Below are 9453 nucleotides of genomic sequence, written 5' to 3'. Positions count from 1 at the left end.
AGGAATCAGCGGCTCCACCCGCTGCCAAAAATCATCGGTCACTACCCATGAGTCCACTCGCTTCTTGGTCGTCAAAGTCTTGCCTTACGCCGCGTCAACTACGGCTCAGGGAGATAGTTTACTATTTACGGATAAACTCTTAGTCCGAAGGGTTGCAGTTACTGAGGGGGCGTTTCTCCACGGCCGTTGATGGTCCTCCAAGGATGTCCGCCAAACTTTGTGCCATGCCGGTGATGCCCTCGTTGGAAAGGCCTGCGTCCTTCATCACGGCATCCACGATGGGCTTTGCGATCTGGTACTGCAATGCCGAGTTCATGACTTGCTCCGGGAACGTGCCTTGCGCTCCCGTGCTGCCGTGCGTCGTACCCGAGCCGCCGGGCAGGCCGCCCACCTGGACAATCCGAATGGAATCGATCTTCTCCATGGGTCGCACGGCCTGTTCGATGATGTGCGGCAGCTGCTGTAGTAGCAGGCTGCGCACCTGAAGGTCGACCTGGGCAGCCGAGAGAGTGTTGAGCGCTTCGTTCAGCGCGCGCTTGCCTTCTGCCTCGGCCAGGGCCGCGGCCTGGCGGGCGCGCGCCTCGATGGTGATGGCATCGGCGCGGTCCAGGGCGGCTTCCTTTTCGGCTGATGCCGATACCCGGATTGCGATGGCGTTTTGTTCGGCGTCCTTCGATGCTTCGATCAGCTGGATATTCTTTTCGCGCTCGGCAACGGCCACCTGACGTGCGGTGTTCACGGCTTCCTCGGCCTTCACTGCCTCGGCGCGGGCCAGGTTAGCGGCGGCGTCGGCATCCGACTGCTCGCGCGATTTCGTGGCAATCGCAATTTGCGTGTCTTGCCGCGCGATCTCCACCTGCTTTCGCTGCTCGGCGCGCTTGGTCTCCGTATGGCGCTCAAGTTCGATTTCCCGGGTTTGGATCACTAGGTTCTTCTCAATCTCTGCAGCCTTGATTTCGCGTTGTGCCTCGATGCGCTTTTGGCTCACCTGGCGCTCGGCCTCGATCTTGGCGGCCTCGGCCTCGCGGCTGCGTTCGGCTTGCTGCATAGCGATCAGCGCGGCCTGCTCGGCTCGGGTGGTCTCAATTTCGCGCTTTTGTGAGAGTGAGGCGAACTCCTGGTCTTTCTCGATGGTGAGCTTCTGGCGCGTGGCTTCCAGGTCTTTGGTGCGAACCTGCACCTCAGTGTCCTGCTCCACGTCGTTGCGCTGCTTGCGACGCGCTTCGGTCTGTTCAGTCAGACGCGTCAAACCCTCTGCGTCGAAAGCGTTGTTAGGATTGAAGAACTGCTTTTCCGTCTGGTCCAAGCTGGTCAGCGACACTGACTCAAGCTCCAGGCCGTTCTTCTCCAAGTCCTCAGCTACGGCGTTCTGCACTGCTTGCACGAAGTCGCGGCGCTTGTCTTGCAGCTCCTGGATGGTCATGGTGGCCGCGGTGGCGCGCAGCGAGTCGACGAACTTGTCTTCGACCAGCGCCTTGAGTTCTTCGGGGCTCATGGTGCGCGCGCCCAGCGTTTGCGCCGCAATACTCACGGCCTCCTCGGTCTGCTTGACACGTACGAAGAAGGCAGCGGTCACGTCCACACGCATACGGTCTTTGGTGATCAGGCTTTCCTTGGCACGGCGCACCACTTCTAGCTTCAGCGTGTTCATGTTCACGAGTACACGTTCATGGAATACCGGCAGTAGGATTGCGCCACCGTCCATGATGACCTTCTGCCCTCCCAGACCCGTGCGAACGAAGGCGGTTTCTTTAGTGGAGCGCTTGTACAGACGCGAGAAAATGATGCCGATGGTCAGCAGCGCTAGGAGGGCAACGCCTGCAATGCTGCCCATTTCAATGAGGTTGTTCATTTCTTGGTTCTCTCACGGTGGAATGCTGTTGAATTGATTTTTTTGCACTACATCAGTCCAGGATGCGGGTTGGCGATGCACCGGTAGAAGGCACCAACCTTGCGCACGACGAGGATCTGAGCGCCTTCGTCAAAAACTTCTTCGTCCACGTCTGGCTCCACCATCAGATAGTGGGTGCGGCCGTGGGTGTCTCGCACACGTGCTTGGGCAGCCCAGCCTCGGCGCGCCGCGCCAGCCGAGACCACGCCTGGGCGACCGATGAGCGACATCTCGCTCACGGCCGATGTCTCGTCGCGCGGGATGATGTGGGCGATGAGCGCGCCCAGGCTGCGCACGGTGGCCATGCCAGGTGCAATCGCTGCCAGGCCGGCGAGCCATACTGGCAGGTAGAAGCCCAGCATTCCGTGCGCTACTTTCTGCAGGCTGTAACCGAATACGGCGTAGCCGGTGAGAAACAGCACTAGCAGCACCAACGACGGCACCTTCCCCAGGTGCAGCCAACCCAGCACTCGGTCCAGGCCGCTGTCGCCATTCACGTCTGGTAGCAGGTCATCGAGCCAGTTGCTGGGGCTCAGCGAGATCAGCATCCCCAGCCCTTCAATCAGCGCAATGCCGACAATGAGCGCAAAGGCCACGCCAAAGGGCCATGTCTCCGGAGCGGTGAACAGGCCAACGATCACGGCTTGACGGCCTTGAGCTGTGCCATGCGCTCGGCAATTTTGTTGTCGCGCACCAAATCGTCCAGCTCCTTGAGCTTGGTCGCCTGTTCCAGCGTGCTAGTGCGGTCCGTCCCTGACAGGCCGGTCTGGCGGGCGTAAACGCGGTTAAAGGCGCCAGCCACGGCGTCCATGCGCTCGGCCGGACTGCCGTCACTGGACTGCGCGGCAGACGGTGTCGCGCTTGCACGGCTCTTGCGGAAGGCTTCGAGCGCTTCGGTCATTTCGCGCTGCTTGGCCAGTAGTGCTGCGACGTAGCCGGTGAGATCGTTCTCTTGCCGTGCCAGCTCGGCCAGGGTGTTTTCCAGCACAGGGATCTGCGCCTCGATGTCGAGCTGGCGCGCCACTGCAGCGCGGGCCAGGTCCTCGCGACCAGCTGCCAGCGCCTGCTCGATTTGCTCGGCGAGTTTGCCATGCTGGCCGTTGAGGGTGGCGTGCTGCTGCTGGGCCAAGTGCCGGTTGGCGCTGGCCAAGCCCAGTTCGTGGCGTACCTCGCCGATGACGGCGTCCGCCTCGCGCAGTGACTGCTCCATAACGGCAACGGGAGCCTGGTTTTCCAGGTGGTCCACTAGCGCATGCACGCTGCCGGTGATCACACGTCCGACGCGGGTCTTGAGGGAATCTGCCATCTCAGGCTCCTTTCGAGGGTTGAAGGGTATGGGCGAGCTCCAGGGTCGCCGCCGCATGTCTTTGCACGACAGCCGGGTCGTAGGCGCTGGCCCGGGTGGTGGCGGCCTGGCGCAGCAGCATCTCACTGAGCGTGAATCCACGGCGCACCAGCAGGTCTTCGAGTTTGGTGGCATCCTGCTCGGAAGCGGGGGCATTGCTCACGATGATCGCGAGGCAGGTGGTGATATGGTCCAGCATCGCGTTGAGCACTTCGGAGTGTCGGCCTGTCTGGCCCTCGAGTCGGACCAGTGAATCGCGCTGCCGTGCCGTGATGTCCCGCGCCCAGGCATGCGCGGTCACATAGTCAAGCGCGCCATCGTGGTGGCGCTTGAGCTGGCCCAGCAACACCCTCAGCTTGTCGCTGTTGGTGGTGGCGCCGTCTACCTGCAGCTGTGCCAGCCAGAGGTAGAGGTCGCTCGGTATGCGGGCGGAGAGGGGCTCCATCGTGGTGGATGCAGTAGTCATGGCATGGTGTAGTCGGCGCTATTTTGAATTCAAGTGTATTCGTTCGAATTCTTTTGTCAACATGTCATTGGGCTGGTCGGTTTGAGGGCATTGTCGGCGTGCTGGATGCCACAGTCACGCTTGAGGTCATCGAATCGAGATAAAAATAGCAAATGTCTTCAATGTCCTCGCAAGTACCTTACGCCCAGCGCCGCGCGCGCCTGGCCTCCCAGCTGGGAGAAGGCGGTATCGCCATCATTCCGACCGCGGTCGAGCGCCAGCGCAACCGCGACAGCGACTATCTGTTCCGGCACGACAGTTACTTTTATTACCTGACCGGATTCACAGAGCCGGGCGCATGGTTGGTGCTCACGGCCGAGGGGCAGAGCATCCTGTTTTGCCAACCCAAGGATATGGAGCGCGAGATCTGGGATGGCTACCGGCTAGGCCCGGCAGCGGCGCTGGATGTTCTAGGAGTCAGCGCCTCGTATCCGGTGCACGAACTGGATGCCACCATGCCGCGCCTGCTGGAGAACCGCCGCCGGGTTTGGTTCCCGTTTGCCACGCATACCGGCCTGGCTGCGCGCGTGGAGGGCTGGCTGCATGCGGTGCGCGCCCGGGCGCGCTACGGTGCCCTGTGTCCGGCCGAGCAAAGCGACGCCTGCCTGCTGCTCGACGAGATGCGCCTGTTCAAAGACGCGCACGAGCAGGACATCATGCGCCGCGCCAGCCAGATCAGTGCGCGCGCGCACATCCGCGCCATGCAGCTCTCTGCCCGCATGCTGCGTGCGGGTCAGGAGGTGCGCGAATACCACCTCGATGCCGAGCTGCTGCACGCGTTTCGCGAGGCTGGGTCGCAGTACCCGGCCTATGGCTCCATCGTGGCGGCGGGCGCCAACGCCTGCGTGCTGCACTACCGTGCCGATGCAGCGCCGGTGCGAGATGGGGAGCTGGTGCTGATTGACGCGGGTTGCGAGCTTGACGGCTATGCCAGCGATATCACGCGCACCTTCCCGGCCAACGGCCGCTTTACCGGCCCGCAGCGCGCGCTGTACGAGCTGGTGCTGGCCAGCCAGGACGCCGCCGTGGCCGCGACCCGGCCCGGATCGCGCTTTACCGACCCGCACGACGCCACGGTGGCGGTGCTGGCGCAGGGCATGCTCGACCTGGGCCTGCTCGACCGGAACAAGGTCGGCTCCGTGCAGGATGTGATCGAGCAGCGCGCGTACTTCCAGTTCTACATGCACCGCACGGGCCACTGGCTGGGCATGGATGTGCACGATTGCGGCAGCTACGTGGAGCCCGGCCAAGAGCGGCAGACCAGCGAGCGCAAGGACCCGCTATCGGGCGAGACCATCACCAATCGCCCCAGCCGCGTGCTGCGGCCGGGCATGGTGCTCACCATTGAGCCGGGCATTTACGTGCGCCCCGCGCCGGGGGTGCCCGAGCCTTTCCACAACATCGGCATCCGCATTGAAGACGACGCCATCGTCACAGAGTCGGACTGCGAGCTCATCACACGCGGCGTGCCGGTCCAACCCGACGAGATCGAAGCGCTCATGCGCGCATGAGGGCGGTGCCTCGGCATGGAACCCCGGCCTGACCTGGACACGCCCCCCCACAGCGCGCAACACGCCCCGGCATCGCCGGACACCGCAGCCCTGCAACCACCCGGGCGCTGGCGTCTGGGCCTGGCCCTGTGGCTGTTGGGCATGCCTGGCGTGTTGGCGGTCGTGTGGTCGTTGCTGCCCCCGCTGGCCGCCAGTCAGGCGCTGCTGCCGGTACCGCTGTGGGCCGTGCTGCTGCTCAGCGGCCTGCAAACGGCCGTGATGCTGGCGCTGGCCGTGGCGGTCGGCGTTGTGCTGGGCCCCCGGGTGGGCCTGGAGGCGCCCGTGCTGTCGGCCCTGCTGGCGGGCGGGCGCCGCACGCCGGGTGCCGACCGGCGTTGGCTGCTTGCAGGGCTGTGGAGTGGGGCGGCGGGAGGGGCTTGGATACTCGCGCTCTCGACGCTGGCCCCCGAGGGGCTGCGGGCGACCCATCCAGCCAGCGATGCCGTTACCGTGCTCGTCAAGCTGCTGTACGGAGGCATCACCGAAGAGCTTCTCGCGCGCTGGGGCTTGATGACGCTGCTGCTGTGGCTGGCGTGGCGTGTGGTGCAGCGCGGCAGGGGTGTGCCGCGCACGATGCCGGTGATGTTGGCCGTGGGAGCCAGCGCGGTGCTGTTTGCGCTCGGGCACCTGCCCGCGGCGCAGGCCATGGCTGGCGAGTTGACGTTGCCGGTCGTCGCTTTCGTTGTGGTGGGCAACACCGCGTTGGGCCTGCTGCCCGGATGGCTTTTTGCGCGCCGCGGTCTGGAGGCCGCCATCACCGCCCATGTGCTGGCCCATGCGGTGTCGATCCCTTGGCTTTGAGCGCAGGGCGCAAGCACCACGCGAGGCTGTTCAAACGGCGGGAGCTTGGTGGTAACGCGCTTGTAACCGGACCGTGTGAGAATTGGAAACCCAATTACACTCCCACTGAAAGAGACCAGCCATGCCAGCACGCCGCGCAACCAAGATCGTTGCCACCCTGGGGCCCGCCTCCAGCGATATCGCCCTGCTCGAAGCCATGATCCGCGCCGGGGTGAATGTGGTGCGGCTGAACTTCAGTCACGGCAAGGCCCAGGACCACATCGACCGCGCCGCCACCGTGCGCGCCGCTGCCCAGCGTGCTGGGCGCGAGGTGGCCATCATGGCCGACCTGCAGGGTCCCAAGATCCGCGTGGGCAAGTTTGCCGAAGGCAAGGTACAGCTTGAGTCGGGTGCGAAGTTCGTGCTCGACGCATCCCGCACCGAATTGGGCGACATCGACGGCGTGGGCCTGGACTACAAGGAACTGCCGCGCGACGTGAAGGCCGGAGACCTGCTGCTCCTCAATGACGGACTCATTGTGCTGACCGTGGACGCAGTGAGGGGCGAACAAGTACACACCACCGTGAAAATCGGTGGTGAGCTCTCCAACAACAAAGGCATCAACAAAAAGGGCGGGGGCCTGACCGCCCCGGCGCTGACGGCCAAGGACATGGAAGACATCCGCACGGCGATGAGCTTTCAGGCCGACTACGTGGCGGTGAGCTTTCCCAAGAACGCCACCGACATGGAAATGGCACGCCAGCTGTGCAATGTGGCCGCCGCCGAGCACCGCCACAAGCCCGGCCTGATCGCCAAAATCGAGCGCGCCGAGGCCATTCCGCATCTGGAATCCATCCTGCGAGTGAGCGACGGCATCATGGTCGCGCGCGGCGATCTGGCGGTGGAGGTGGGTAACGCGGCCGTGCCCGCGCTGCAAAAAAAGATGATCCGGATGGCGCGCCATCTCGACAAGGTCGTGATCACTGCCACGCAGATGATGGAAAGCATGATCACCAACCCCGTGCCTACCCGCGCCGAGGTCAGTGACGTGGCCAACGCCGTGCTGGACGGCACCGATGCGGTGATGCTCAGCGCCGAGACGGCTGCTGGACGTTTTCCCCTGGAGACCGTGGAAGAGATGACGACCATCTGCGCGGCTGCCGAGGCCGCCGAAGACCATCACCTCGATGCCGACTTCACCGGGCAGACGTTTGGCCGCATTGACCAGTCCATTGCGATGGGCGCGCTGTTTACTGCGCACCACCTGGGCGCCAAAGCCATCGTGGCGATGACCGACAGCGGCGCCACGGCGCTGTGGATGAGCCGGCACAGCATCGACATCCCGATCTACGCCCTCACGCCCAAGGTGGCCACGCAGCGCAAGATGGCCATGTACCGCAATGTGCGCCCCTTGCTGATGGACACCAGCGCGGACCGCGACACGGCCCTGGAGCAGGCCGAGCGCCACCTCAAGAGCCGCAACATCGTGCAAAAGGGCGATGTGTATGCCATCACCTGCGGCGAGCCCATGGGTGCGCCTGGCGGCACCAACATGCTCAAGATCTGCGTGGCCAGTTGAGGCCGGCCCAGCCTTGCACCACGAACCGCTATAAGCCTGAAGCGCTGGATGTCTCTGAGGGTCGGGTTGTGGTCGCAAAGGTCGCGAACCGGGGGCGCAAGGCCTCGGTGCCAAGATGGCACAGCCAGCCTGTCGCCCAGCAAAGCCACGCCGTCCAGAGCGTGTGGCTCATGAAGTGGGCGCCTCGCACCTGCTGCACTGCGCCCAGTACAAAGCCTGCCAGCAAGGACCCTGCCAGCCACCAGCGTGCGGCGGTGGGCGCCTTGCGACGCAGGGCAAAGTAGCCCCCCACAAAGGCAAACCCCGCTGATGCATGCCCCGCCGGAAAGCACCGCCCGCCGCCGCCGTCGGGCAATCCCAGTGCCCAGTGCGAAACATGCCGTGCTACGCCGCCAAACTGCGCCAGGTCCCATGGGCAGCTGGTGTGGCTCAGGTGCTTGGCCAAGCTGACGACCCCCAGGGCCAGCAACACGCTGGCCGCCATTTGGAATCGCTCGGCCGTGTCAAGCCGCCGCAGCACACCGAAGGGCCACCAGACGGCCAGCGTCAGCAGCAGCGCCAAAAGCCAGCCGACGCGACGCGCGCCTTCGTGCATCACCTGCACCAAAAACCACTGCTCCCGCCAAGGAAAGCCGGTGGCCGCGCCAAACGGCTGTGCCAGGGTCAAGTCTCCCCCCGTGGCATCCCACGCCACCACGCAGGCCAGTGCGACCAGGGTTCTGCCGAGCAAGGCACGCCGTGCGTGGGCCGAATCAGAAACAAATTCAGGGTGATGGGACACACCGGGACCATACGGCCAGGCTCTTAACAGCGTCTTATTGATCCGGCCTTTTCGCACTTGAATTTCGCCGAGCCGGCCCCATGTCGGATTCATGCAAGCAACCGACATGAGATCGCTGAGCCGCGAGGCACGGCATGAGCGCCGCGTGCAGGTCATCCGACTGCGCAAGTGCGGCAACACCTACGACGAGATCGCCGTACTCACTGGCCTGAGCCGTACGGGCGTCTTCAACATCTGCAAGCGCCATGAAGCGCTCGGCGTCAAGGCCCTGCACGACACCATCGGTGGCCGCAAGGTGGGTGAGAAGCGGCTGCTCGACGCCGCACAAGAAGCCCATGTGCGCAAGCTCATCGCTGACAAGACGCCCGATCAGCTCAAGATGCCCTACGCGCTGTGGACCCGCGCCGCGGTGGCCAACCTCATCGAACAGCGCTTCGGATTGCGGCTGCAAGTGCGCACCATGGGCAAGTACCTGGCGCGCTGGGGCTTCACGCCGCAAAAACCGATGAAGAAGGCCTACGAGCAGTCACCCGCAGCATTCAAGAAGTGGCTCGACGAGGACTACCCGGCCATCGCTGCGCGCGCCAAGCGGCAGGGGGCCGAGATTCACTGGGGCGACGAAAGCGGGCTGCGCAGCGACGACGTGCGCGGCCGAGGCTTCGCGCCCAAGGGCCAGACGCCGGTGGTGCGGGTCAACAACAAGCGCCACGGCCTTTCAGTCATCTCCACCGTCACCAACAAGGGGCAGATGCGCTGGCGCATCTTCGAGGGGGCGCTCAACACCACGATCCTGATCGACTTCATGCGCCGACTGATCAAGGGACAGACCAAGAAACTGTTCCTGATCCTGGACAACCTGCGAGTGCATCACGCCAAGCAGGTCAAGGCTTGGCTGGCCGAGCACGCCGACGCCATCGAGGTGTTCTACCTGCCCAGCTACAGCCCGGAGTTGAACCCGGATGAGATGGCCAACGCCGACATCAAGCAGGCGGTGACCAAGCTGGCACCGGCGCGCACGAAGC

General features: G+C 64.3%; 9 protein-coding genes. 4 read left to right on the top strand and 5 right to left on the bottom strand.

The genetic code is table 11. The features are described from left to right. Window positions 1-139: 139 nt before the first annotated feature. Genes ACK543_RS03685 through ACK543_RS03670 form a run of 4 tightly spaced genes read right to left on the bottom strand, consistent with a single transcriptional unit; the run spans window position 140 to window position 3702 of the window. Window positions 140-1852 carry a flotillin family protein gene (locus tag ACK543_RS03685; RefSeq protein WP_409941504.1) on the bottom strand — a complete coding sequence of 571 codons (1713 nt, stop codon included), beginning with the start codon at window positions 1850-1852 and terminating at the stop codon, window positions 140-142. A gap of 47 nt (window positions 1853-1899) precedes the next feature. Next, window positions 1900-2532, bottom strand: a complete 633-nt coding sequence (locus ACK543_RS03680) for a YqiJ family protein (protein WP_409941503.1) — start codon at window positions 2530-2532, stop codon at window positions 1900-1902. After that, window positions 2529-3197, bottom strand: a complete 669-nt coding sequence (locus tag ACK543_RS03675; protein WP_409941502.1) for a PspA/IM30 family protein — start codon at window positions 3195-3197, stop codon at window positions 2529-2531. Before ACK543_RS03675 ends, ACK543_RS03680 begins: the two co-directional genes overlap by 4 nt. Before the next feature lies 1 nt (window position 3198). Beyond that, window positions 3199-3702 (bottom strand): hypothetical protein, encoded by a 504-nt coding sequence (locus ACK543_RS03670; protein ID WP_409941501.1) that lies wholly within the window; start codon window positions 3700-3702, stop codon window positions 3199-3201. Window positions 3703-3863: 161 nt separating this feature from the next. Here ACK543_RS03670 and ACK543_RS03665 point away from each other — a divergent pair, with 161 nt between their 5' ends. The 3 genes from ACK543_RS03665 (at window position 3864) to pyk (ending at window position 7650) form a co-directional block, all read left to right on the top strand. Continuing rightward, window positions 3864-5252 (top strand): aminopeptidase P N-terminal domain-containing protein, encoded by a 1389-nt coding sequence (locus tag ACK543_RS03665; RefSeq protein ID WP_409941500.1) that lies wholly within the window; start codon window positions 3864-3866, stop codon window positions 5250-5252. A 15-nt stretch (window positions 5253-5267) separates the two neighbouring features. Further along, a complete protein-coding gene (locus ACK543_RS03660) occupies window positions 5268-6092 on the top strand; it encodes a CPBP family intramembrane glutamic endopeptidase (protein ID WP_409941499.1) in 825 nt (274 codons plus the stop codon). Between the two features lie 121 nt (window positions 6093-6213). Next, entirely contained in the window at window positions 6214-7650 is a 1437-nt protein-coding gene (gene pyk / locus ACK543_RS03655; protein ID WP_409941498.1) for a pyruvate kinase, read from the top strand. Window positions 7651-7678: 28 nt separating this feature from the next. On the opposite strand, the gene ACK543_RS03650 is transcribed toward pyk, so the two are convergent. Then, window positions 7679-8380 (bottom strand): phosphatase PAP2 family protein, encoded by a 702-nt coding sequence (locus ACK543_RS03650; protein WP_409941497.1) that lies wholly within the window; start codon window positions 8378-8380, stop codon window positions 7679-7681. A gap of 142 nt (window positions 8381-8522) precedes the next feature. On the opposite strand from ACK543_RS03650, the gene ACK543_RS03645 reads away from it, so the two are divergent. Continuing rightward, window positions 8523-9453 (top strand): IS630 family transposase (locus tag ACK543_RS03645; RefSeq protein WP_409941496.1); only part of this gene is annotated, 931 nt, incomplete at its 3' end.

The sequence above is a fragment of the Acidovorax sp. genome, from assembly GCF_046341535.1.
GTDB lineage: Bacteria > Pseudomonadota > Gammaproteobacteria > Burkholderiales > Burkholderiaceae_C > Acidovorax.
The sequence above is the reverse complement of the archived record's forward strand: the minus strand, read 5'-3'. Positions and strand labels throughout refer to the sequence as shown.

What these genes read in the sequence shown, in the direction of transcription:
- ACK543_RS03660 (WP_409941499.1), top strand. Translation starts at nt 5,268, where the DNA reads ATGGAACCCCGGCCTGACCTGGACACGCCCCCCCACAGCGCGCAACAC.
- ACK543_RS03665 (WP_409941500.1), top strand. Translation starts at nt 3,864, where the DNA reads ATGTCCTCGCAAGTACCTTACGCCCAGCGCCGCGCGCGCCTGGCCTCC.
- ACK543_RS03675 (WP_409941502.1), bottom strand. Translation starts at nt 3,197, where the DNA reads ATGGCAGATTCCCTCAAGACCCGCGTCGGACGTGTGATCACCGGCAGC.
- pyk (WP_409941498.1), top strand. Translation starts at nt 6,214, where the DNA reads ATGCCAGCACGCCGCGCAACCAAGATCGTTGCCACCCTGGGGCCCGCC.
- ACK543_RS03670 (WP_409941501.1), bottom strand. Translation starts at nt 3,702, where the DNA reads ATGACTACTGCATCCACCACGATGGAGCCCCTCTCCGCCCGCATACCG.
- ACK543_RS03685 (WP_409941504.1), bottom strand. Translation starts at nt 1,852, where the DNA reads ATGAACAACCTCATTGAAATGGGCAGCATTGCAGGCGTTGCCCTCCTA.